The sequence below is a fragment of the Formosa sp. L2A11 genome, assembly GCF_009796865.1.
Classification (GTDB): domain Bacteria; phylum Bacteroidota; class Bacteroidia; order Flavobacteriales; family Flavobacteriaceae; genus Formosa.
The window spans coordinates 3,429,599-3,456,544 of the sequence record NZ_CP047028.1 but is presented as its reverse complement, the minus strand read 5'-3'; the positions used below and the strand labels follow the sequence as shown (position 1 = coordinate 3,456,544).

General features: G+C 33.0%; 15 protein-coding genes. All 15 read left to right on the top strand.

The features are described 5' to 3' along the window. Nucleotides 1-123 precede the first annotated feature (123 nt). The 15 genes from GQR95_RS15090 (at nucleotide 124) to GQR95_RS15020 (ending at nucleotide 26,939) form a co-directional block, all read left to right on the top strand. Nucleotides 124-1,356 carry a glycoside hydrolase family 88 protein gene (locus GQR95_RS15090; RefSeq protein WP_159023928.1) on the top strand — a complete coding sequence of 411 codons (1,233 nt, stop codon included), beginning with the start codon at nucleotides 124-126 and terminating at the stop codon, nucleotides 1,354-1,356. A gap of 1,083 nt (nucleotides 1,357-2,439) precedes the next feature. After that, nucleotides 2,440-5,697 carry a SusC/RagA family TonB-linked outer membrane protein gene (locus GQR95_RS15085; RefSeq protein WP_159023927.1) on the top strand — a complete coding sequence of 1,086 codons (3,258 nt, stop codon included), beginning with the start codon at nucleotides 2,440-2,442 and terminating at the stop codon, nucleotides 5,695-5,697. A gap of 23 nt (nucleotides 5,698-5,720) precedes the next feature. Next, the gene (locus GQR95_RS15080) at nucleotides 5,721-7,613 is read left to right on the top strand and encodes a RagB/SusD family nutrient uptake outer membrane protein (RefSeq protein ID WP_199269613.1); all 1,893 of its coding nucleotides are present in this window, start codon (nucleotides 5,721-5,723) and stop codon (nucleotides 7,611-7,613) included. A 752-nt stretch (nucleotides 7,614-8,365) separates the two neighbouring features. Further along, nucleotides 8,366-9,394, top strand: coding sequence for a glycoside hydrolase family protein (locus GQR95_RS15075; protein WP_199269612.1), 1,029 nt, complete (start codon nucleotides 8,366-8,368; stop codon nucleotides 9,392-9,394). Nucleotides 9,395-9,421: 27 nt separating this feature from the next. Then, on the top strand, nucleotides 9,422-10,747 hold the full coding sequence (locus GQR95_RS15070) for a sugar porter family MFS transporter (protein WP_159023926.1): 1,326 nt from the start codon (nucleotides 9,422-9,424) through the stop codon (nucleotides 10,745-10,747). A gap of 21 nt (nucleotides 10,748-10,768) precedes the next feature. Continuing rightward, on the top strand, nucleotides 10,769-11,590 hold the full coding sequence (locus GQR95_RS15065) for an alpha/beta hydrolase family protein (protein ID WP_159023925.1): 822 nt from the start codon (nucleotides 10,769-10,771) through the stop codon (nucleotides 11,588-11,590). Nucleotides 11,591-11,595: 5 nt separating this feature from the next. Further along, nucleotides 11,596-13,074, top strand: coding sequence for a sulfatase-like hydrolase/transferase (locus tag GQR95_RS15060; protein ID WP_159023924.1), 1,479 nt, complete (start codon nucleotides 11,596-11,598; stop codon nucleotides 13,072-13,074). Nucleotides 13,075-13,261: 187 nt separating this feature from the next. Then, nucleotides 13,262-14,665: a hypothetical protein gene (locus GQR95_RS15055; protein ID WP_159023923.1), complete on the top strand. Its 1,404-nt coding sequence runs from the start codon at nucleotides 13,262-13,264 to the stop codon at nucleotides 14,663-14,665. 30 nt (nucleotides 14,666-14,695) lie between these two features. After that, the gene (locus GQR95_RS15050; RefSeq protein WP_159023922.1) at nucleotides 14,696-16,372 is read left to right on the top strand and encodes a sulfatase; all 1,677 of its coding nucleotides are present in this window, start codon (nucleotides 14,696-14,698) and stop codon (nucleotides 16,370-16,372) included. A gap of 23 nt (nucleotides 16,373-16,395) precedes the next feature. Beyond that, nucleotides 16,396-19,068, top strand: a complete 2,673-nt coding sequence (locus tag GQR95_RS15045) for a hypothetical protein (RefSeq protein ID WP_159023921.1) — start codon at nucleotides 16,396-16,398, stop codon at nucleotides 19,066-19,068. Further along, on the top strand, nucleotides 19,069-21,879 hold the full coding sequence (locus GQR95_RS15040; RefSeq protein WP_199269611.1) for a heparinase II/III family protein: 2,811 nt from the start codon (nucleotides 19,069-19,071) through the stop codon (nucleotides 21,877-21,879). A gap of 13 nt (nucleotides 21,880-21,892) precedes the next feature. Then, nucleotides 21,893-22,771 carry an alpha/beta hydrolase gene (locus GQR95_RS15035; protein ID WP_159023920.1) on the top strand — a complete coding sequence of 293 codons (879 nt, stop codon included), beginning with the start codon at nucleotides 21,893-21,895 and terminating at the stop codon, nucleotides 22,769-22,771. 22 nt (nucleotides 22,772-22,793) lie between these two features. Continuing rightward, nucleotides 22,794-25,157 (top strand): PDZ domain-containing protein, encoded by a 2,364-nt coding sequence (locus GQR95_RS15030; protein WP_159023919.1) that lies wholly within the window; start codon nucleotides 22,794-22,796, stop codon nucleotides 25,155-25,157. Nucleotides 25,158-25,178: 21 nt separating this feature from the next. Next, nucleotides 25,179-26,549, top strand: a complete 1,371-nt coding sequence (locus GQR95_RS15025; RefSeq protein ID WP_159023918.1) for an alpha-L-fucosidase — start codon at nucleotides 25,179-25,181, stop codon at nucleotides 26,547-26,549. 180 nt (nucleotides 26,550-26,729) lie between these two features. After that, complete coding sequence (locus tag GQR95_RS15020; protein ID WP_159023917.1) at nucleotides 26,730-26,939, top strand: hypothetical protein; 210 nt, start codon at nucleotides 26,730-26,732, stop codon at nucleotides 26,937-26,939. The last annotated feature ends 7 nt before the right edge of the window (nucleotides 26,940-26,946 follow it).

The following is a 26,946-nucleotide window of genomic DNA, read 5'->3' as shown; positions in this document are numbered from 1 at the left end:
ATCAATATTGACTCATATTTTATACCAAAAGAAGGCAGAGCGTTTTATTATTGTAAAAAGATTTAAACAACAGTGTTTAAATAGAGTATAGGTTTAATTATAAAATTAAAAAGATTTAAATATATGAATTTACTAAAAGGAACATTCGTAGCTTGTCTTTGTGCTGCCACGTTAATTGGATGCGATTCAAAAAAGAAAGACGTACCCGTTTCTTCTGCTCCTGCCGAAGAAATTGTAAAGACAGAGCATGTACTTGATTTAAGTGTAAGTAAAGTAAAAACAACTTTGGCTTCTTTAACAGTTGCCGATAGTTTTCCAAGAAATATAACCAAAGGCCAAAAAGATTGGAATTTTGTAGGCGTTAGAGATTGGTGTTCTGGCTTTTGGCCAGGTGTACTTTGGTATGCTTATGAATATTCTAAAGATCCAGAAATAAAATCTGGTGCAGAAAAATTTACAGCACCTTTAAAAGAAATTGCATATACATCTGCAGATAATCATGATATTGGTTTTATGGTATATTGTAGCTATGGAAACGGTTATAGATTAACAGGTAATGAGGAATATAAAACAGTAATGCTTGCTGCTGCAGATACATTAGCAACGTTATATAATCCTAAAGTTGGAACCATTTTATCTTGGCCAGAACAAGTACCTAAATTAGGATACAACACCATTATAGATAATATGATGAATTTAGAACTGCTATTTTGGGCAGCTAAAAATGGTGGTGATAAAAATTTATATAATATTGCTGTAAGTCATGCAGATAAATCTATGCAGTATTTAGTACGACCAGATTATTCTATTTATCATGTGGCACTTTTCGATGCTGCTACTGGAAAATTTAGAAAAGGGATTACACACCAAGGCTATGCAGACGAGTCTATGTGGGCTAGAGGCCAAGGTTGGGGAATTTATGGTTTTGCAATGTCTTATAGAGAAACAGGAAACACTAAATACTTAGAAACGTCTATTAAATTAGCAGATCACTTTTTAGAGCGTTTACCAGAAGATGGTATTCCTTATTGGGATTTCGACGATCCAAAAATACCAAATGCTCCTAAAGATGCTTCTGCTGCAGCATTAATAGCTTGTGGCATGTTAGAACTTGCAGACCAAGTAAAAGACGATACGCTTAAGGTGAAATACACAAATGCAGCAAAAGCATTAATGGATAAGTTAGAAACAAAAACATATTTAAGCGGAGATACTAATCAAGCATTATTGCTGCATTCTACAGGGCATTTGCCTAATAATTCAGAGATAGATGTTCCTATAATATATGCAGATTACTATTTTATGGAAGCTTTATTAAGACTAGAAAAAGTAGAACATAAAATGGCACAACACTAATTTAGTTTTTTTTTTTTTTTTGAGATCACATATCTCATTTGGTTTTAACCCTTTTAGAAATTCTTCTAAAAGGGTTTTTTTATGATCTACTGTTTGGGTTTTATTAGTTTTAAATGGACTGTAATTCAAAATTAAAATAGGTATGTCTCAATATTATATCTTTTGAAAATTAAAATGTAATACAGCATAAAAGTAGTTGTTGTGTTAACAAAACATTAAGAAATGTAGCGATGCTCAGATTGTCTGAGTTTAGAAGGATAACAGACTATAAAACAGAAAAAGTACAGAGTGCTAAAATTAGAAATTTATTTAAAATGAATCTCTAATTAATCCTGCGAGGTCATATTAATACTTCGGATGTTCTTTTTTTGTGTAAAATTATCAGTTTAAGGCATATTTTTTTACTATAAATAAATTATGTGTATTTATTTATGAGAATAGATTAAAATAAGGTTTGTTTTTGTCTTGTTTTTCCTACTTTTAGTCTGATGAAGTGGGATTTTTAATTTTATTGATAATCAAATAATTAGGTGTTTTTTAATAGCAAATTAGAGACACTAAAAACCAATTTTTTTATTGAGTCACACAATTAACAGGACGTGAAAAAATAATAATAGAGATAAAAATAAAGGTGAAATTTAGATTACTTATTTATCAAATTATACTATTCTTAAAAATGATAAAAATATTAATTCTATGTTAAATTTAAGAATCAGATAAAATTATATCACATAAAAACAGGTCATATATAGTAATTAATGCCCAAACCACTGTTTATAAAAGAAGTTTGCATAAAATGGGTAATAAGTTATATAGATAGCATCATGATTTAGACAATAAATAAGACATTATTTATAAAATTGTTAACAGAAACACCAAATAAAATGTTAACGTTTTAAATCTGGTATTCAGCAAACATTATTAACATAAAACAATCTATTATGACCAAAAAAAAATTACTTAAACATCATCCTAAACCAAATGGTGTTTATCTGAAAAGCTCAAATTTTAATTCATTTATAATGTCTTAAAATTTAACTCAAACTTTAACAAACAACTAAAAGTATAACTAAAAAGTAATTTATGTATAAGAATTATAATTTTAAAAAGTCTTCGATAAAGCCAGCCTTGTTTATGGCCTTATTGCTAAGCTTATCTTATAGCAGCTTATTCGCTGTAAACGATACGTATAAATTAGTTAATGAAGCAAGTGTAAGGGAACAAAACCTAACCATTACTGGAAATGTAACCGCTGTAGATGATGGTATGCCATTAGCTGGAGTAAATGTTATTTTAAAGGGTGTGCAAGGTGTAGGAACTGTAACAGATTTTGATGGTAATTATTCTTTAGAGGTTCCATCTACAACTTCTGTTCTTATATTTAGTTCTATTGGTTTTATAACTCAAGAAGTTTCTGTAGCGGGTAATACAAAATTAAACATTCAATTAGAAACTAATATTAGTGAACTAGATGAAGTTATTGTAGTTGGTTTTGGTACTCAGAAAAAAGCAACACTTACAGGATCTGTAGCGCAAGTAAAAGGAGACGATGTTGTAAAAGGTAAAGGTACTTCTAGTGCGGTATTAGCTTTACAAGGAGAGGTTCCTGGTTTAGTTGTAACACGTACATCTTCGCGCCCTGGTGTAGAAGGAACGGATATTAAAATTCGTGGAGATATTTCTGTAAATAGTATGAGTCCGCTTATCTTATTAGATGGTGTTGAAATTTCTCAAAGTGATTTATCAGCAATTAACGCTAACGATATTGAAACCTATTCTGTATTAAAAGATGCTTCTGCTGCAATTTTTGGTACTAAAGCTGCTGGAGGTGTTATTTTGGTAACTACTAAAAAAGGTAAAGAAGGGAAAATGCAAATTAGCTATAAAGGAGAAACGCAATTAAACTTTGCAAAAGACTTCCCTGTTGCTAATATGAAAGAGTGGGCAGATGCTTGGTTAGTAGCAGGTAGAAATGATGCTGTAAACTTTGTAGATGGAGATGGAAATGCTCAAACAGCAGCAACAAGTTTTAAATTATTTACAGAAGATGAGTTTATGATGATATCAAATGGAACTATGCCTATGGCACCAGATTCTTATTACTGGTTAGGTAAGGATATGTATCTTTCTGATACGAGCCAGTTTGATGCCGTATATGGTACAACCATCACAGAACGTCATGATTTTTCTTTGTCTGGAGGTAATGAGAATGCAACGTATAGATCATCTTTTGGGTATGCAAACGAGCGCTCTCCAATATCTTTTGTTTACGACGGACAAAAACGTTACAACTTCCGTACAAATGTGTCGTACAAGGTTAATGATTTAGTAAAAACAGATTTTAATATTTCATACAATAGTGATATTATTGATACTCCAACTCAAGGTGTAGGGTATGGTATTCAAGACATGAATATTTTTCCATTGTATAATCCAGCTGGACAGTTTTACGATAATTTTGGGTCAAACAACCCTCTTGCATTTTTAAAAGAAGGTGGTCGTGTTAAAGATCGTACTAATATATTTCGTTTAGGTGGTAAAATTACATTAGACTTAGACAAGTATATTGAAGGATTAAACTTCTCTTACTTTGGAAACATATCAATAACAGAAAATAGAAAAAATAAAACATGGAAACCAGTAACAATGTATGATTGGGAAGGTAATGTAACAGGTACACCAACAACTTTAGTTAACTCTAAATTAGAAGTAACAGAAGCAGATTATGTATTCCAAAATCATATTTTTCAATTAAATTACAACCGTTCATTCGGAAACCATAATCTAGGAGTTATGGCTGGGTATACTGCAGAATTAACCGAAACAGAGAAATACTTTATGTCTCGTTCTAATTTAGTAGATGCATCTTTAAACGATTTAAATGCTTTTGATGTAACTACACAAACAAATAGTGGAGGAAGTAATAATGTTGCTTTAGTATCTTATTTAGGAAAAATTAATTACGATTACAATGGTATTTATTTATTAGAAGTCTTAGGGCGTCGTGATGGGTCTTCTCGTTTACACCCAGATTATAGATGGAAAAATTTCTTTGGCGCATCTACAGGTATAGTGCTTTCTGAGATGTCTTTTATGGATGATAGCGTTATTAATCTGTTAAAATTACGTGCTTCTTATGGAGAAACAGGTTCTGTAACAAGTATAACCGCATACGATTATTACTCTAATATTGGTAATGGTACCGTATTATTTGGTAGTACGCCGCAATTGGCAGCAACATCTTATATTAATGGATTATCTTCTTTAGATCGTACTTGGGAGCGTGTGTCTACAAGTAACATTGCAGTGGATTTTGGATTATTAAATAATAGATTAACCGGTACTGCAGAATATTTTATTCGTAAAAATGACGGTATGTTAATTAACGTTACATATCCAAATATATTAGGTGTTACGGCTCCAAAAACAAATAGTGGTGATTTCGAAACTAAAGGTTACGAATTGTCATTAAACTGGAGAGATCGCATTGGAGACGATTTTACTTATCGCGTAGGTCTTGCATTCTGGGATAACGAAAGTGAAGTTAAACGTATGGAAGGTAAAAATTCTATTAGTATAGGCTCAAATAGTATTATTGAAGGAAAACCTTTAAATGCTATTTATGCTTATAAAACAGATGGTTTATTAAAAACAGAAGACCAAGTATTAAATTATTATAATCAAGTTGGATTTGAAGACCCTTCAACTCAAGAAATGAAGGATGGTACGAAGTTACCAAATTATAGAAGTGCAGATCGTTTAGTACCTGGAACAGTTAATCGAGTAGATGTGAGTGGAGATGGTCTTATTAATGAAGATGATTTAGTGTACATAGGTGATGCTAATCCTCATAAAAGTTTTGGTATTAACTTAGGGTTTACTTATAAAAGCTTCGATTTTAGTGCATTCTTTCAAGGGGTGGCAGAAGTAAATATTGTTAGAACAGGTTCTTTATCTTATCCTTTTATGCAATGGTGGACAAACCAAAATCCTACTTTTACAAATAAGACTTGGACAGCAGAAAATTCAAATTCAAAAACACCAGCAGCATTTAGAACCACTGCTAGAAAAACATGGAATTATGGAGATTTAAATGATATAGGTGTTATTAAAGCAGCTTATTTAAGAGCTAAAGCAATATCTGTAGGGTATGCATTACCACAAGATGTTTTAGATAAAATGGGAATGGATAAAGTAAGATTATCTATAACAGGAAACGATTTGTTTACAATTTCAAATATAAAAGATGGATTAGACCCAGAGTTTGGTGATTCGACAAGACAAGGTGATATGATTCCTTTTACATCTGCATTGATCTTTGGACTTGAACTGGCATTTTAATTAAAACTTTTAATTTAAAGAATATGAAAAACACACATTATAATATAAAAAGAATAGGGTTAGCAACCGTAGTCTCAGTATTCATGTTTACTGGATGCTCAGATTATTTAGACCAAGAACCACTAGATTCTGTTACAGAAGCAGTGTATTTTAAAACTGCAGAACAGTTTGAAACAGCTGCAAATTATTTTTACCGTGCATCTTTAGGATATGATGCAGGAGATGAATCTTCAGATTTATCAGGAAATCTTGATATTTCTCCGTCTTACGGACAAGGTCAATCCATTATACCTACATCAGATGCTGTTTGGTCAGGTAATTATGGCCAATTAAGAGAACCAAATCAACTCATCGAAAAAGCAGCAGAATACGATGGAGATCAGTCAGAAATTGCAGGATCTGTTGCAATAGCTTATTTCTTTAGAGCTTGGTGTCACTTTAATTTGTTACAACGATTTGGAGGTGTACCAATAGTTACACGTTCTCTAGATGTAGATTCTGAAGAATTATACGGGCCAAGAAACAGTCGTTACGAAGTGGTATATCAAATTCTTAGTGATTTAGATGTTGCTATAGCAGATTTGCCTACAGAAAATAGCATTCCAGATTCAGAAAAAGGGAAACTTTCAACAGAAGCGGCTAGAGCATTTAAAGCACGTGTGGCGTTATATGAAGCAACTTGGGAAAAATATGTAGGTACTACTACAGATGGAGACGGTGTTAGCACAGGAGCAGGATCTAATAAACCTGCAGAATACCCAAGTGTAGACGAGTTGTTTTCTGAAGCTAAAGAGCAATCTCTAGCGGTTATGAATAGTGGTGCTTATCAATTGTGGGATTATCGCGAACAATTCGGAGATAGAAATTTATATTATCTATTTAATTTAGAAGATGGAGGTTCTAACCCTGCAGGCTTATCTAAAGCAAATAATAAAGAGTACATCATTCAAACAGTTTACGATTATACATTAAGAAGAATAAATAAAAACTTAACACACTCTAAAGCACATACACCATCTCGTAAATTAATGGATATGTACTTATGTACAGATGGTTTACCAGTACAACACTCTTCTGTCTTTGAAGGTTACGATTTAATGAATTCAGAATTTCAAAATCGTGATTATCGTTTAACTAGTTTAGTTAGCGAACCTTTAGTAGAATACTGGGGCTGGGGAAATAGTGTAGAAGGAGGTGGAGCACAATATGGTGTAGACTTCGCAGATGCAGGTACTAATTATGATTATAGATATGTACCACAATTAACAAACCCAGGAGCAGGACGTAATATCGGTTATCGTGGAGTTAAGTTTACTACCGAATATAAATTAAGAGAGACTAAAGATGAATCTTTTAATTATCCTTATTTACGTTATGCAGAGGTTCTTTTAACGTATGCAGAAGCTACAGTAGAATTAGGTGGAGGTGCTATTTCTGATGGTGATTTAGATATCTCTATCAATAAAATTAGAGAACGTTCTAATGTTGCGCCTTTAACAAATGCATTAATTGCACCATTTTCAGACTTAACTATGTTAGGAGAAATACGTAGAGAGCGTGCTATCGAGTTATTTGGCGAAAATCAACGTTTCAACGATTTAAAACGTTGGGGTATTGCCGAAGAAGAACTTAGCCATGCTGTTACAACAACATATGTAGATGGTACAGAGTTTGAAACAGCGATCGATCCTAAGAATCCAACTTCTACAATTTATATTCCAACGGCATTTTCGTATGGTACAACTAGTACAGAACAATCAGTGTCTAGTTATGCAGGTATAGCAACAACTAAACCAGGTGCCTTAATTTTAGATATTGCAGGAAATAGAAACTTTTCTATAGATAATTATCTGGATCCTATTGGATCAGATCAAATCAGATTAAACCCTGAGTTATTACAAAATCCTGGATGGTAAGCGTATTCTTATAATTCTGGTATCTATTTATAGTTAACTTTAAAAGCAGTTGCGGTTCTATCGTAACTGCTTTTTTTATGTCTTAGTTTTAATGAAAGATGTAGTTGTTTTATTTAAAATAGAACGTTATTTAAGGTTAAATTTTATTTTGTACAGTAATATGGTATTAAGTTCTAAAGTGTAAACTGTAGTTTTAATACAGCTTTTAAATTGGCCTCTTTAGTTCTTTTTTCTCTTCTAAAAGGATTTAAATTAATTAATAAATTCTTAAAAATATTATAAAATAAAGGATGCCAAAAAAGCAGTTTCCAAGAAAAATAATTATAAAATAAGACAACTTTAATAGTCTGAATAGAGTGAAAAATGAATACTGTTTTAAATGGTATACTAAATTAATTTTTAAATCATGTAAATCCTCAGAAAGCCTATTAATACTATATAAAACAGTAAAAATGGTTAATGTGTTATAGTCTTTGAACGATAATTTATTCAATTTTTGGTAAACAAAAATTAGATTGCAGTAGTTATTGTTTATTAAGTCTTAAAGAAAGTAGTTAATTTTTTAAGGCGTGTTAGAATTGGTTTAAAATTCATCCAAGGCGATAAAAATTCAAATTGGGTGAATTTTTTAAAAGCAAATCAAAGTCATTTTAAACAGATAACAAATCAATTTAAAAATGAAAATAGTTAGAACTTACATCTTATTCATGCTGCTATGTATGTGTACATGTATTTTACATGCACAAAATAATATGAGCGAAAATCTAGCAGAGGCACCAGTACATGGCGGTCTTGAAATGGATGGTTATTGGGTTTGGGGGAGTTCTGTAATAAAAGGCAATGATGGTATTTATAATATGTATGCCTCGCGCTGGCCAAAATATTTGCCATTCCACCCAGGTTGGATGATTGCCTCAGAAATAGTACATGCTACTTCAAAAACACCTGAAGGACCTTATACATTTCAAGAGGTTGCTCTTGGAGCACGAGGCGCTCAGTTTTGGGACGGACGTTCTTGCCATAATCCTAAAATTGTAAAGTATAAAGATACTTACATTTTGTATTATATGGGATCTACGCATCCTTTTGAAGATGTTACTTTAGAAAATGTAAATCAATTCGATTTAAAAAGTAAATGGTGTATTGCTGGGCGTTGGGGAAAACGTATTGGTATGGCAACATCTAAAAGTCCAAACGGACCATGGGTACGTTTAGATACACCTATCTTAGATGTAAAACCAAATTCATTTTATAGCTATTTAACCTCTAATCCATCACCTTTAATTAAAGACGACGGATCTGTAGTCTTACTTTTTAAAGGGCGTGATTATAAGGCAGATGGTATTACAAATGGAGACATGAATATTGGTGTAGCAACGGCACCGTCTTATGATGGTAAATATACCGTTATGGGAGATAAACCGTTATTTTCTGTAGATCATTTTGGCGAAATTGAAGATCCTCATATTTGGGGTGATGCTACGGGCTTTTATATGGTAGCAAAAGACCAACGAGGTACTATAACAGGAACTGCTGGCGATGGACTTTTAGCACATTCTAAAGATGGATTGCAGTGGGAAGTAGATAAAAATCCAAAAGCCTATACCAAAACTGTACATTGGGATAATGGCAAAACTATAACACAAGGACAATTAGAACGTCCGTTTGTGTTAGTAGAAGATGGTAAGCCTACACATATATTTTTTGCAACTATGGACGGTCCTGGTGGATTTGGAAATGGAACAAAAACTTGGAATATGGTTATTCCTTTTAAAAACTAATTTAATTACAATTAATATTAAGATACAATGAACAAAAAAATAATATTATGGTCTATAACCGCAGCACTTGCCGGATTTTTATTTGGATTTGATGTGGTTGTTATTTCAGGAGCCGATAAAAAACTTCAAATGTTATGGGAATCCTCAGATTCTTTTCATGGTTGGGTTGTAATGGGAATGGCGCTTTGGGGAACTGTAATTGGTGCTATATTTGGAGGATATCCTACAAATAAATATGGGCGTAAAAACACTTTAATTGTAATTGGAGTTTTATTTGCGTTATCTGCTATTGGTTCAGGACTGTCTAACGATCCTTACATGTTTGCATTTGCTCGCTTTATAGGAGGTATAGGTGTTGGTGCATCTACTATTGCAGCACCAGCATACATTTCAGAAATAGCTCCAGCTAAAGATAGAGGGCGTTTGGTAGCCATGTATCAATTTAATATTGTGTTTGGTATAATGGTTGCCTTTTTATCGAACTACATGTTAAGTGGTATAGGTGAAAATGCATGGAGATGGATGCTAGGGGTAGAGGCTATACCAGCCGTATTGTATATTTTATTTGCATTGAAGTTACCTAAAAGTCCAAGATGGTTAATCTCTCAATCAAGAATAGAAGAAGCTAGAACTGTTTTAAAAATTATAGATCCTAAAGCAGATGTTGATGCACAAATAAAAGAGTTTCAATCTCATTCTCATGAGTCTGATAAGTCGGAAAATATTTTCATGAAAAAATATAGATTTCCATTATTATTAGCATTTTTAATTGCCTTTTTTAATCAATTATCAGGGATTAATGCTTTCTTATATTATGCTCCTCGAATTTTTGAAGAAGCGGGTTTAGGAGAAAGCACTGCTTTATTAAGTAGTGTTGGTATTGGAGTTACCAATATTATATTCACATTATTAGGTGTGTTTTTAATAGATAGATTAGGAAGAAAAACATTAATGTATATTGGATCTTTTGGATATATAATTTCCTTAAGTTTAGTCTCTGCAGCCTTCTTTTTTGGTTGGTCAGGAATGGCTGTGCCTATCTTCTTATTCTTATTTATTGCTGCTCATGCTGTTGGTCAAGGTTCTGTGATTTGGGTATTTATTTCTGAAATATTCCCAAATCATTTAAGAGCGTCAGGTCAATCTTTTGGAAGTTCTGTTCACTGGATTTTAGCCGCATTAATCCCGTCTTTAATTCCGTTTTTATTCAGTCATGAAATGATTGGACCAGGAGTTGTGTTCTTGTTTTTTACAGTAATGATGGTATTCCAATTATTATTTGTAATCTTTTTAATGCCTGAAACAAAAGGAAAAACATTAGAAGAGCTAGAAGATGTAATGATTAAAAAATAATTTATAAAAAAATAATTCAAAATGATTAGAAGTCTAGTCTATATCGTAATATTATTTGTATCGTGTAATGTCTTTGCATCTCGAGTAGATACGCTCTTGGTGCATAGTAATGCCATGAATAAAGATGTTAAGAATGTTGTGATTACACCAGATAATTACTCTAAGCGTAACACGGCGTATAATGTAGTTTATTTATTACATGGTGCAGGAGGAGATTATAAAGCATGGTTAGGAAAAGCGCCAGCTATTAAGAAATATGCTGATGATTATAATGTTATTATAGTGTGTCCAGATGGTTATAAAACCAGTTGGTATTTTGATAGTCCAGTAGATTCTACAATGAAATACGAAACCTATATTTCAAAAGAATTGGTTGCCAAAATAGATAAAACGTATAATACTTCTGCAACCAAAGAAGGAAGAGCAATTTCAGGTTATAGTATGGGTGGGCATGGTGCTTTGTATTTAGCATTTAAACATCAAGATATTTGGGGAGCCGTTGCAAGTATGAGTGGAGGTGTAGATCTTCGTCCGTTTCCATTACGATGGGAAATCTCTAAACGTTTAGGGGAATATGCTGAATATGCAGGAAATTGGGAACAGAATTCTGTAATTAACTTGGTGTATTTATTAGATGGAAAACACTTAGAAATTCTTTTTGATTGTGGTGTAGATGATTTCTTTTATGATTCGAATACCAGATTACACGAAAAATTATTAGAACGTAATATTCCACACGATTTTATTTCTCGTCCAGGAGGACACACGAATAAATATTGGAGTAATTCTATAAAATATCAATTACTATTTTTTAACGATTTTTTTAATAAAGCAAAAAAATAAATATTATGAAATTTAGAGTATTAACATCTATAATACTTGTTTTGGCTTTCATGTCTTGTAAAGATGAAGAGAAACAAAAAGACATTACTGTTGTTGAAGAAAAAGCAGAGCAACCTAATATTGTAGTATTATTATGTGACGATTTAGGTTACGGAGATCTGGCTGCATTTGGACATCCAATTATTGAAACTAATAATTTAGATAAGTTAGCCGAAACAGGAATTAAATTAACCGATTTTTATGCTACAGCTCCAGTATGCTCATCGTCTAGAGCAGGCTTGTTAACAGGAAGAAGCCCTAATCGTGCAGGTGTTTACGATTTTATTCCAGGCTATAAAAAGAGTGAAGATAATAGAGATTTAGTACACCTTCAAGCTGATGAGATTACTATTCCAGCGGTGTTAAAAACGGTAGGTTATGAAACCTGTTTGGTAGGGAAATGGCACTGTTCGTCTCAATTCAATTCAGAAGCACAACCACAGCCAAACGATTTTGGTTTCGACTATTGGTTTGCAACACATAATAATGCATCTCCAAGTCATAAAAACCCAAATAATTTTGTTAGAAACGGAGAAAAAGTGGGTGAAATTAAAGGGTTTAGTAGCCAGATTATTGTCGATGAAGCCATAAATTGGTTAGATACTAAAAAAGGGAGTACACATCCTTTTTTCTTAGAAGTAGCCTTTCACGAACCACACGAACCTATTGCTTCTCCAGAAGATTTGGTTCAGAAATATTTACCTAAAGCAAAAAATAGAGAAGAAGCAGAATTCTTTGCTAATGTAGAAAATGTAGATCTTGCTGTTGGACGATTACTAGCCTATTTTAAAGCAAATAATATAGATAATACACTTATTGTATTTAGTTCAGATAACGGACCAGAAACATTTATGAGATACGAGCGTGCTAAACATTCTTACGGTAGACCAGGACCTTTAAAAGGAATGAAATTATGGACTAACGAAGCCGGATTTAGAGTGCCAAGTATTATAAATTGGATAGGAAAAGAAACCTTTAAAGGGACAACACATAGTGTGGTTTCTGCTTTAGATTTTCTACCAACATTTGCAGAATTAGCTGGAGCGGAATTGCCAGATAGAACTTTAGATGGCGAATCGTTTACATCACTTTTAGAAACAGGTAAATTTAAACGTACCAAACCTTTAATTTGGGCTTTTTACGATGCCATTAACGCACGTCGTGTAGCCATGAGAAAAGGCGATTGGAAAATTATGGGACGTTTAGAATTAGATGATAAAGAATTACCACACATTCATAATTTATACGATGGAAATATAGCCGATGTAAAACGTGCAGAACTTACAGATTTTGTATTGTTTAACCTTAAAAACGATATCGCAGAATCTAAAAATGTAGCATCAAAATACCCGGAAGTTTTTGAATCTATGAAAACAGAATTTGAAATAGAGTATAAAAAATTATTAGATGGGAGTCATGTTTGGATACGTGATAACCAAGAGTAACAGTAATGTTATGATAAAAATATTCATTTGTATTTGTTTTTTTTTTTAATCGAGGTGGCTCATGCATAGTTTGTATTCCCTAATACAATCGAACGTGAGCATCCGAGATTAATTTTTGAAGCAGTATAAATATCAACTAATGTTTAATTGAAAACAAATTATAAACATTGAATTAAGACTAAGTTTTATGAAAAGGAGTTTCAGTTTACTAATTGTTCTAGTGTTAAGCAACATGATTATGCTTGCTCAGAATCAAATAGAAGTGCATGCCTTAAAATTATCAGGGGAGATGCCTAACGGGAAACTATCTGTAAATAAACAATTGTCTAAAGGCAATGCAATTACTAAAGACGGTACACATAAAATTAAATTGTATCCAAATGTAGAATTTCAAACCTTAGAAGGTTTTGGAGGTGCATTTAACGAAATAGGAGGAGAAGCGTTAATGGTTTTACCAAAAGGACTTCAGGATGAAGTGATGACGAATTTATTCAGTGTAAAAAATGGTGCTGGTTTCTCTTTCTCAAGAACAGCAGTTGGAGCGAGTGATTTTGGAATTGATGCGTATAGTTATGCTGAAAAAGCAGACGATTATAATATGGAACATTTTTCTATAGCTCGAGAAGAATCTACAGTAATTCCATACTTACAACAAGCTTTTCAGAAAAATCCAGACATGAAATTATTTGCATCACCATGGAGTCCTCCAGCGTGGATGAAATATTCAGGATTAATGGATCAAGGAGAAGATTTTCCTGAAAAGAATAAATTAAAAGATGAATCTAAAATTTACGAAGCCTATGCGTTGTATTTTTCAAAATATATACAAGCGTATGCCGATAAAGGAATTACGGTAGATCGTTTAATTATTCAGAATGAAAATGATGCAAATACCAAATATCCTTCAAATGATATGTCGGTTGCACAAATGAGTAAATTCACAAAAAACTACTTACGTCCACAATTTGAAAAAGATAATATCGATACAGAGATTTGGGCAGGAACATTTAGAACACATGGCCGTTTAGATGCTATAGAATTAGCAGGAAGCAAAGAAAATAGTGCATTGTTTGATGGTATCGGAATTCAATATACTGGTGCGGTGTACATCAATCAAATGAAAGATTTAGCTCCTAATGTACATTATATGCATACTGAGGGACGTTGTGAGAATGGTAAAAATACATGGGGTCAGGCGTCTAAACGTTTAGGTGAAATTTCAAGTTACATCAATAACGGAATTCCTAATTATTGCTATTGGAACATGATTTTAAATGAAACGACCGAAAGCGGTTGGGACTGGAAACAAAACTCATTAATCAATATCGATCGTCAGACTAAAAAAGTGACTTATAATCCAGATTATGCGGTTATTGCTTTTATGAGTAAATATTTAGTGCCCGGAGCAAAACGTATTGCAAACTATGCGAAAGAAGATGTGATTTCTGTTAAATACAACGGGAAATTATATGTGTTAGTTCAAAATAAAAACGAGAAATCTCAGGTTTACGAATGTCAAATAGGAGAATCTGAATCTAAAAAAGTAGAGGTTCCTAATCAGTCGTTAGCAGTCATCATTTTAAATGACTAAGACGATTTAATTTATAAAAATAAATTCATCATGAAAAATAAACTCATCTTAAATTTACTTATTGTATTCATGTTTATTGGCGTAACAGCTTGTAAAACTGAAGAGAAAAAAGAGAATATAAAGGTTGTTAAAAAAGAACTTCCAGCAGCGCGCCCTAATATTATTTTTATGATGTCTGATGATCATGCGTATCAAGCTATTAGTGCGTATAGTGATAAATTAATACAAACTCCAAATATAGATCGTATTGCAGACGAAGGGATTTTATTCACTAATGCTTGCGTCTCTAATTCTATTTGTGCGCCGTCTAGAGCGACCATTTTAACAGGAAAACATACACATATTCATGGAAAAGTGGATAATGTATTTCCGTTTGATGAGTCTCAAATGACGTTTCCTCAATTACTACAAGAAGCCGGTTATCAAACCGCCATGTTTGGAAAATTACACTTTGGAAATAATCCGAAAGGGATAGACGAATTTAAAATTCTTCCAGGTCAGGGTCAATATTACAATCCTGATTTTAACACCAATGAAGGTTTAATTACAGTTGAAGGTTATGTAACCGATATTATCATGGACATGACGTTAGATTGGTTAGAAAACCGCAGACAAGCAGATAAGCCATTCATGTTATTCTCCATGCAAAAAGCACCACACAGAGAATGGTTGCCTGCACCAAGACATTTTAAAGAATATACTAAGAAAACATTTAAAGAACCAGAAACGTTATTCGACGATTACGAAGGACGCGGAACAGCTGCGAAAACTGCCGAAATGAATTTGTTAAAACATATGAATTGGGCAGGAGATTCTAAAGTCTACCCAGAAATTATGAAAGAATTGGGCATAAAAGACATGTCGGGTTGGGATTTAGAAGCGTTTGAACGAGAAGTCGGACGGATGAATACTGAGCAACGTGCCGTTTGGGATTCTGTATATAGACCAATGATGGAGGACTTTAAAGAGAAATATCCATCTATGAATGAAACCGAATTAATGAAATGGCGTTACCAACGTTATATGCAAGATTATTTAGGATGTATTGCTTCAGTTGATGAAAATGTAGGACGTTTATTAGATTATTTAGAAGACACCGGATTAGATGAAAACACGATTATTGTGTACACATCAGATCAAGGATTTTATTTAGGAGAACACGGTTGGTTCGATAAGCGTTTTGTTTACGACGAATCGTTTAAAACTCCGCTGTTAATTAAATGGCCAAATGTAATTAAGCCTGGAACTACAAATACAGAAATGGTTCAGAATTTAGATTTTGCACAAACCATTTTAGAAGCGGCTCATGTGGTGCCACCGTCAGATATGCAGGGGGAAAGCTTAATTCCGTTGTTACTTGGTAATGATGAAGAGTGGACTAGAGATGCTGTGTATTATCACTACTACGAATATCCTGGAATACATATGGTAAAAAGACATTATGCTATGATTACGCAAGAGTATAAGTTAATTCATTTTTATTATGATGTAGATGAATGGGAACTTTACGATCGTAAAAAAGATGTGAATGAAATGCATAATGTGATTAACGATCCTGCGTATGCAGATATCGTTGTGAAACTTAAAAAACAATTGGCAGATTTAAGGACGTATTATGGAGATAGTTCAGAATTAGATCAAGAGATTTTACAAAAATATTTAGAAGCAAAAAACAATCCGGATATAGAAACGGTTCCGCTTCATTAGAACATAAATTATAGTATAAAGTTATGCGATTTAAATACACATTTATTTTAGTCATCAGTTTCCTTTTAGTAAGCATGCATAGTCACGCTCAAAATATAACAAGTCATCCGCGATTATTTGCAGAAAATCAAGATAGAGATGGATTATTAAAGAAGATTGATACTGAAGATTGGGCCAAAGCATCGTGGACGCAATTATTATCAGAAATAGATCCTTATGTAGATCGTCATGTTACAGATCCAGAATGGATTGTATCACGATTAGCCATGTATTGGAAAGATGGCGAACATTATACACAATGTTATATTAAGAAACAAAATTGGGATTATGGCGAAGGCAATGCACCTGTGCCAACCGTACGGTTACCAGGTATGCGTACTTGGAATGATTATGTAAATGTACCTTTAGAAGATCGTATTCCGTATAATGCTACGGGAGATTTATTAGGAATTAGTCGCTCTAATGCCGATAAAACACCTGTTTTAGTTCCGTATAAAGAAACCGGACATATGATTCGTGCTAACAATGCTGAAATTTTAAAATTAGCTGAACAAGCCGCTTTTGTGTATTACGTTACTCAAGATGAAAAATATGCAAAATTTTCATCAGATATCTTATGGCCATGGTTATTAGGAACGTATTATATGCAACCACCTTTAGATCCAGAAGAATCTACAGGCGGACCAGGAGGTTATGAGCCAGGCGGAATTATGGGCTATTATGATTATGAAGTAATTCACGACGATAGACAAATTCCTACAGCTATAGCTTACGATTTTTTGTATGATTATTTGAATGCACATCCGCATGAACATTTAAAAACCATGAATAAAACAACATCAGAAGTTGCTGGAGTGGTCTTTAAACGTTTTATAGAAATTGGTTTGATTCGTGGAGGAAAAAAAGGAAATTGGAATGTAAATCGCTATAAAAACATCTTGAATAGCATGCTTGTTTTAGAGCCAAACAGTTTCTATAAAGACGGAAAAGGACGCGAGTATTATATTCCATTTTACACCGAAAAATCGGGAGAGAATTTTGCCGGTTTGCCAGAAATATTGGCGTTTTATAATAAAACAACAGGTTTATGGCCAGAATCTCCAGGTTATGCCTCAGGAATGATTCCTACAGTGTTAGAAATGGGCGTAAAATTATACAAATCTGGAGTAAATACTTTGGCAGGAAATCCAATAATTAGTAAAGCGGCATTAGCAAATTTAGGATGGTTAGATGCTCGAGGAAACTTAGTTGTTTTTGGTGATATGCGTGGAGGTCCAGCAAATATTTCGGCATTCGAATCGCTTTTAACGTATGCAACTTGGGAAGGAGATACAGAAACAGCTAAAAAAATGGCTACTGTTATCCGTAAAAATATAGCTTCCGGACAGTACAATAGAAATACTTCAGATTGGCAAGGCATTGTTTTTAATCAGCCTTTACCAAATTCAGGAAGTGAATTACCTTTTCATAAAGCGGCGTATTCTCCATTTCATAAACACATGATTATGAGAAATGGAAACGACGAAAATAACGGAATGATGTTCACTTTATATGGAGGAAAACATAAATCGCATTTAACAGCAAATGGTTTAGCGATGCAGTTTTACGGTAAAGGTTGGGCTATGGCACCAGATGCTTCTGCATACGAATCGTACTGGTCTAAAGATGCTGGTTATCATAGAGGTATTACAGCATCTAATACAATTGTTCCAGGATATAGTAGCGGAGATATTGTTATAAATGCCATGAATCCAACGGTAGATACTACTGCAAGTTTTTATAATAAAACAGAAACTTCAAACCATGTATCTTTTGCAGATGTTTCTGCAGCAGAAAAACGACGTGTGGTTGCTATGATACGTACGTCTAAAACAACGGGTTATTATGTAGATATATTTAGATCGAATCAATTAGATAACGATTATATACATCATAATCTTGGAAATTCAGTAGAGGTAAAAACAACTAAAAATACAATTTTGGATTTAAAAGCGGTAAACGATTTAGGCGTGAAATACAATAAAAATTATGCCTTCTTCAAAAATCAAAGAAAAGTAAACTATACAGATAATTTTAATGCCACTTGGACAACGACTGCAGTGTCTCCAAACCTGCAAGTAAATATGTGGATGATGGGACAAGATAATCGTGAATTATACGTGGTCGATGCACCACCAACAACACTTAGAGAAGATATTACACCTGGAGCAGTAAATAAAAGTCCAGAAATAACACCAACTTTAATTGTGCGCCAGAATGGAATTAATGGAGAAACTCATCCGTTTGTTTCTGTTTTTGAAACGTATAATGCTGGACAAAAATCGATTCAAAATATTGAAAAAATAGAAACTTCAGCACATTTTGTAGGTCTAAAAATAGATTCAAAAAATAGTACTCAATTTGTATATAACGCTACAGATAATCTGCTTTACAGCCCTAAAAAGAAGATGAAATTTAAAGGAGTATTTGGAGTTGCTTCAGAAAAAAACGAGATGTTTGAATATTTGTATTTAGGACAAGGAAAGTTATTACAGCATAATAAATATAGTATTGAAGCAGTTGGAGATACCGTTTCTGCAGAACTAATATTTGAAAATGGAACATATTATTACTCGGCAGATCAACCTGTAATAATTCAACTTAAAAAAGGTAAATCGAAAACCTATCCTGCGGGCTCTCACATTGAAATTAAGTAAATGAAAAATACAAATACCATATTAAAACAGTTCGTCTTATTAGTGTTTTTAACTATGCTTTTTTGTGTAGAAAATGTTAAAGCTCAAGAAAATTCTCATCCTAGAATTTATACATCTAATGCTTCAAAATCTGAGTTTTTAGAGCATATTAAGAACCAAGATTGGAAGCAAAGTTTAGTCGATAAAAAGATAAAAAATCTAGAAAAATACTTAGCGTATTGTAAAGATGATCCAACATGGTTGGTGTCTAGATTGCAAATGAACTGGAAAACAAAGCATAACAAAGTATATTTAAAAGGAGGTGATTTTGATTATTCTGAAGGTTCTGCGCCTGTACCAACAGTTCGTTTTTCTGGAACTAGAGATTGGGCAACCGAATATGTAAAACCAAGATTTGAAGATATGGAGCCTTATTTTGATGATCCTCGTGGTTATTATTTAGAGGCTAAAAATACAGGTAAAAAAGAATGGGTGCACCCTTCTAAAATGGGACATGCCATTGAAGAGATGAACCGAAGTATTATGGAATTGGTTAAAGATGCTGCCTTTTTATATTGGGTTACTGGCGATGAGAAATATGCTGCTTTTGCTTTGCCTGTATATCAAACCTACATGGAAGGTATGTATTATCGTGATGCGCCAATAGATTTAACAAATTCTGACCAACAACGACTTTCTGGATTGGCAACATTTGAAGTGATACACGAACAAATATTAATTCATTTATTAACCACTTACGATTTTTTATACGATTACTTAAAAGATCATAAAGTGAATTTAGATCATAATGTAGCGGTGTTTCAAAAATGGGGAGATCAAATTGTAAATAATGGTGTACCCGATAATAATTGGAATTTATTTCAAGCCCGTTTTTTAACGTATGTCGCTATGGCGTTAGATTCTAATTCGGCTTATAAAAATGGAAAAGGACGTGAATATTATTTGAATTTAATTTTCAAAACCTCTACAGAACGTCAATTATCAATTAACGAATCGTTATTAGTTTACGATCAAAAAACAGGTATTTGGCCAGAAAGTGCCTCGTATTCTATTCATGTTATTTCAACCTTATTAAATATTGTAACGTTGTTAGATCATGCTACAAATGCTAATGAACTCTCTCATTTTCCTATTATAGAAAAAGCAGCATTGTCATCGTTTCAATATTTATTTCCTAATGGATATTCTATTGGTTTTGGAGACTCAAATCACAATCCATTACCTCCAGAAAATTTCGAATTATTAATTTCAACTTATAGAAAATATAACGAAACAGAAAAAGAAGCTACAATTTCTGGTTTGTTAGACCAAATGATTGCAAAAGGAGAATACACAAGAAAAGCAGACGATTTATTCGAGTTGTTCTTTTATGTAGATGAATTAAAGCCTGTTAAAACAAAAGAAAACGGACTAGAAAAATTAACATCGCCAACATTTTATGCGCCTAATGTAAGTTTGTTTAATCAGCGTTTAGGCACAGGAGATAATGCCATGATGGCGTCTACATTTGGATCTTACGGAAATCACGCTCATGCTAATGGTGTGGCTATAGAATTGTATGCAAACACATATGCTTTAGGCCCAGATATGGGAAAAGGATCTAGTTATTGGCACGAAAATCATAATGAATATTACTCTAAATTTCCTGCACATAATACAGTGATTGTAAATGGTATTTCAGATTATAAGGCTATGCGTAGCTATCATCCGTTTGTTTTAGATCAATCGTTTCCTAAATCAGGAACTACGCCAAGATTTAAAGGATTAACGTTTTCTAAAGTATCTTTTTTTGAACCTAAAGCAAAAGCAGATCAACAACGATTTACAGCGCTTATAAAATCAAATTCTGCGACAGGTTATATTGTAGATGTATTTAGATCTAAAACACAGAAATTAGGAAAACAACGACACGATTATTTTTATCATAATTTAGGACAATCGCTTCAAGTTCTAGATAAAAATTCTAAGGTGTTGGCTTTAAAAAGCACTGATGATTTTGGAAGTAAATATGGTGATATAAAAGGGTATGATTATTTAACTAGTAAAAAGAAAATATTAACTGCTAAAGATGTAAAAGCGCTTTATAAACTTACACCTGAAAATCAGCCAGATCACCTGATGAAGCTTTGGATAAAAGGAAGTGAAAATCAAACAATTTATACTGCAAAGGCTCCAAAATCTAATGTAATTAGTAAAGGTACAGCTCCAGAAAATGTTTTAAACGATTCTATACAAACATTAATTGTGAAACGTGAAGCTGAAGCTTGGGATAATCCGTTTGCTGTTGTTTTTAATCCGTATATAAAAGGAGAAGAAAACCCGATTGAAAATGTAACATATTCAACATTAAAAGACAATCCAAGTACGCAGGTTATAAATGTGCTTTTAAAAGATAAGAAAACTACAGATAAAATTGTATTGAATACTTCAGAAAAAGCTATTGTTTCACAAGACAGTTTGTATCAGCAAGGATTATTATCTGTTACCCGATTAGAAAATAATGCTAAGGATGTAAAATATTTCTTTATTTCAGGAATGTATCAATACAAACAATTTGGTTGGGAAATAATTGCCTCGGGTGAAGCTGTAACGGTTTCTGTAGAACGTTTTGGAGATACTTTTACTATAGAAAGTGATGGTCCAATACTTATTCGTGCGCCTTTTGTAAATGGTAAGAAAGCTGCTGAATTAAGGCTTTTTGAGAATGACGAATTAGTAACTAAACGGAATGGCCAAATAGGAAGATTATCTCAAAATAAATTAGAGTTTAGATTAGAAAAAGCGTACAGTAAGGTGCAAATTGTATTTTAAAACAAAAAATTAAATGAAAATATATTTAGCTATAACATGTCTGTTCCTGTTTACAATTACAAACGTAAAGAGCCAGAATACTAATGCCAAAACGTATGTTTTCGATACTGTTCCGGAGCGCGTCGTGTATAAAATTATAAATGGCGATACGTTAAAAATGGATATTTATAAACCATCTAAATTTAAGAAACGAAAAAAATACCCAACGCTTGTACTCTTTTTTGGGGGCGGTTGGAAGGGAGGTAGTATAGCGCAACTAGAACCACAAGCAAAGTATTTTGCGTCTCGTGGCATGGTTACGGTACTCGTAGATTATAGAGTAAAGTCTCGCCAAAACACAACGCCTTTTGAAGCCGTTAGCGATGCTAAATCTTCTATTCGTTTTTTAAGACAACATGCAAAAAAATATCATGTTAATACAAAAAAAATAGCAGTTATGGGCGCTTCTGCAGGAGGACATATTGGTGCCGCAACAGCTATGATTATTGGATTAGACGAACCTAATGAAGATGTTTCTATAAGTTCTAAAGCAAATGCTTTAGTGCTTCTTAATCCTGTAATAGATAATGGTCCTGGAGGTTATGGTTACGAAAGAATAGGAGATCGTTATATGGAAATATCACCATTACATAATATTGAAAAAGGAGCGCCTCCAACCGTACTGTTTTTTGGTACAAAAGATCAACATGTTCCTGTGAGTACTATTAATAAATTTAAAGCAAAAATGGAGGCTGTAGGTAATCGTTGCGATTTACATTTATATAATGGGCAAACTCATGGTTTTTTAAATAAAGGAAGACAAAAAGACGATAAATATTATATAGAGACCGTTCATCAATCAGATTTATTTTTAAAATCTATAGGCTATTTAAAAGGTAAACCAACTATTTAAACCAACTTAAAACGTATTCTTTATGAAGCATTTTTTATTGATCTTAATCCTTGTTTTTACTCAGCTTTCTTGTAATATTCAGCAAAACGAAACTACAATATTGTATGTGTCTACCCAAATAGTAGAGCAGCCTAATGGTAGTAAAAACCAACCGTTTTCTAATTTAGAAGATGCGATTAAAAAAGCTTCAGAGTTAAAACAAAAACAAGTAGATTTAAACATTGAAATAAAAATGGATTCTGGAGATTATAATATAGAGAATCCTATATTAATTACACCTGAGCTAAATGGTATTTCAATATCTGGTGCAGACGCTTCTAAAGTGACTATTAAAGGGGCTAAGACATTGTCTCCTGATTGGAAACCTTATAATGAAACTATTTTTGTAGCAGATGTTGATCCTGATTTAGATTTCGATCAGTTAATTATAAACGAAACACCACAAATTTTAGCACGTTATCCCAATTACGATGAAACGGCTCAGTATTGGAATGGTTATGCAGTAGATGCTATTTCTAAGGAACGAATTGCAACATGGAAACATCCAAAAGGGGCTTTCTTTAATGCTTTGCATCGTGGAAAATGGGGCGGTTTTCATTTTGTAATTACAGGAGTTAATAAAGACGGAACTGCAATTTTAAAAGGCGGACAACAAAATAATCGCGGATCTAAACCACACGAAGAGTTTCGAATGGTAGAAAATGTGTTCGAAGAATTAGATAGTCCTGGAGAATGGTTTTTAAATTCAGACACGCATAAATTATACTATTGGCCAACACAAGATGTAAATATAGAAACGGCTATAGTTGAAGTTGCTGTGCTTAAAAATTTAATTCAGGTTGTTGGTACTTTACAAGATCCAGTAAAAGATGTTACTATAAGTGGTATTACTTTTAAATATACCAAACGTACGTTCATGGAAAATTACGAGCCATTATTGCGAAGCGACTGGTCTATTTATAGAGGTGCCGTTTTGTTTTTTGAAGGCACAGAAAATTGTATAATAACTAATAATGAGTTTACCAATTTAGGCGGAAACGTGATTATGGCAAGTAAGTATAATTCTGGTTTAGAAGTAAAAGGAAATCATATTTACGAGAATGGAGCAAGTGCAATATCTTTTGTAGGAGATCCTTCTGCAGTGCGTTCTCCTTCATTTAATTATGCAGAATATGTAGATTTAAAGGATATGGATACAATTGCAGGTCCAAAAAATAATTTATATCCTAGAAACTGTCTTGTAGAAGATAATTTAATTCACAGAATTGGACGCATAGAAAAACAAACTGCAGGTGTAGAAATTGCTATGGCAATGGATATTACGATAAGACATAATAGTATTTACGATGTGCCAAGAGCCGGAATAAATATTGGAGATGGTACTTGGGGCGGACATATTATAGAATTTAACGATGTGTTTAATACGGTTTTAGAAACCAGCGACCATGGTTCGTTTAATTCTTGGGGACGCGATCGTTTTTGGCTTCCAAAACGTCATGTTATGGACAGTATTACTACAAAAATTCCAGATATGTATACTTGGGATGCTATTAAAACCACCATTATTAGACATAATAGATTCCGTTGCGATCATGGTTGGGATGTCGATTTAGACGATGGGTCTTCAAACTATCATATTTATAATAATGTAATGCTTAATAATGGGCTAAAGCTGCGTGAAGGTTTTAATCGTGTGGTCGAAAATAATATAATGGTAAATAATTCTTTGCATCCGCATGTGTGGTTCGCAAATAGTGAAGATGTTTTTAAACACAATATAGTTAGTGATGCCTATCAGGATGTTGGTTTGTTAGGTTGGGGAAAAGAGTTAGATTATAATTTCTTCCCGAATGAAGTCGCTATGATGAAATCTCAAATTTACGATAGAGATTTACATAGCGCTTATGGCAATCCGATGTTTAAAGCCCCAAAACATTTAGATTTTAGTGTTGCACAGAATTCTCCAGCATTAAAAATTGGCTTTAAAAATTTTCCGATGAATCAATTTGGTGTGCAAAAAGAAGCGTTTAAAGCAATCGCTAAAACACCAAAAGTTCCTGTAATTAAAGATGCTTCAGAAAACACAAGTAGTCCCGTTGTCGCTTGGTTACGTAATCAGTTAAAATCTGTAGATTCTCCAGAAGAACAATCTGCTTACGGATTAAATTCCGCAGAAGGCGTTATTGTTTTAAAAATATGGAAACCAAGTCCTGCCGTTAAAAACAATGGAATTAAAAAAGGAGATGTTATTCTAAAAGCAAATGGAAAACTTGTGAATAATGTTCAAGATTTTTTCAAAATAAATGTAGAAAACACTACAAATGAAATGGAACTTGTAATTATAAGAAACCAGTCTGAGAAGATTATTAAAATACAAACAAATTAATTAAAAATAAAACAACAAACTATGAAAATGAATACGTTAAGAAACATGTGTTTACTGGTGGTAATCGTCATGTTAAATGTAGGGCCAGCAATGGCTCAAGCAAGTTCAAAGAAGAAATTGTCTGATGACGTTCGTATGGAGTGGTGGAGAGATTCTAAATTTGGAATGTTTATTCACTGGGGAGCATACTCTATTATTGGAGGAGAACGTGGTACTAAAATTGCTGGTGGAGGTGCAGAATGGGCTATGGATAAGTTAGATTATACCATTGAAGATTATGAGAAATATCCCGAAATGTTTAATCCGCAATTGTTCGATGCAGATGCCTGGGTAACGATGGCAAAAAATGCAGGGATGAAATATATTGTATTAACATCTAAACATCACGAAGGATTTGCGTTATGGGATTCTAAAGTATCGGATTACGATGTTATGGACACAGCACCATTTAAACGTGATATTGTTAAAGAATTAGCTGAAGCGTGTAAAAAACAAGATATCAAATTTTGTCTGTATTACTCTATTGTAGATTGGCATCACCCACAAGCACAAGGTAATTTATATCCAAATTATAACATCTCTCAACATGACGATCCGTCTGTGGTAAATCCAGAATTTCCAAAATACTATGAGAATTATATGAAACCTCAAGTAGGTGAATTATTAAAAAACTACGGAGATATTGGAGTCGTTTGGTTTGATGGCGATTGGATTTCAGATTATACTACAGAAATGGGTAAAGATTTGTACAAATACATTCGCGATATTCAACCAAATACAATTGTAAATAATAGAGTGGATAAAGGACGTACAGGAATGGACGGTATGAATAATCATCCGGGAGAATTTGCTGGAGATTTTGGTACACCAGAACAAGAAATTCCTGATACAGGAATAGATTCAGACTGGGAAGCTTGTATGACTATGAATGGAACTTGGGGATATAAACCTTCTGATAACAACTGGAAAAGTAGTGAAGATTTAATTCATAAATTAGTAGATATTGTTTCTAAAGGAGGAAACTTTTTATTGAATGTTGGACCAGATGGTTACGGTAGATTCCCTGCAGAAAGTATTAGACGTTTAGAAGCAATGGGGCAGTGGACTAAGAAAAACGGTGAAGCTATTTATGGAGCTTCTGCAAGTCCATATGAAAAACCAAAATGGGGACGTTATACTCAAAAAGATGGTGTGCTTTATGCTCATGTTTTCGATTGGCCAACAGATGGTACTTTAAAATTAAACAAAGAAATCAAAGTAAAAAGAGCTACAGTGTTAACAGATCCAAAAACAGAATTAAAAACTCTTGGAACATCTCGGGAATTACTTATAGATGTGCCTATGCTGGCACCAGATACTACGGTAACGGTTATTAAAATAGAACTAAAATAGATTAAATAAGTTATAGTTTATAGACGTTGAACCATAATTTAGAACAAATTTCAATTAAAAATAATAACATTGTAGTAGTGCTATTCGCATGCCGCAATGTTATTTTTTTGTTTACGTTGGAATTGGTGTTTATTTCAGACTCTACTTTAAATGGAAATGAAAAATTTAAAAAGTACAATTATGAATGCAATTCAAAAAAAATCAATAAAAACAGGTTTGTATAGTGGGATTTTATATACTATTCTGATGGGAATTGATGAATATTGGGGAACAAAAGAAATTATAATATGGAAGTCAATATTTCGTTTTTTATTCTTTGGAATATCTATGGGATTAGTAAACCTATATAATCTCAGTCAATTAGAAAAAGAACAAAAAAAAGTTGAATAGATAAAAA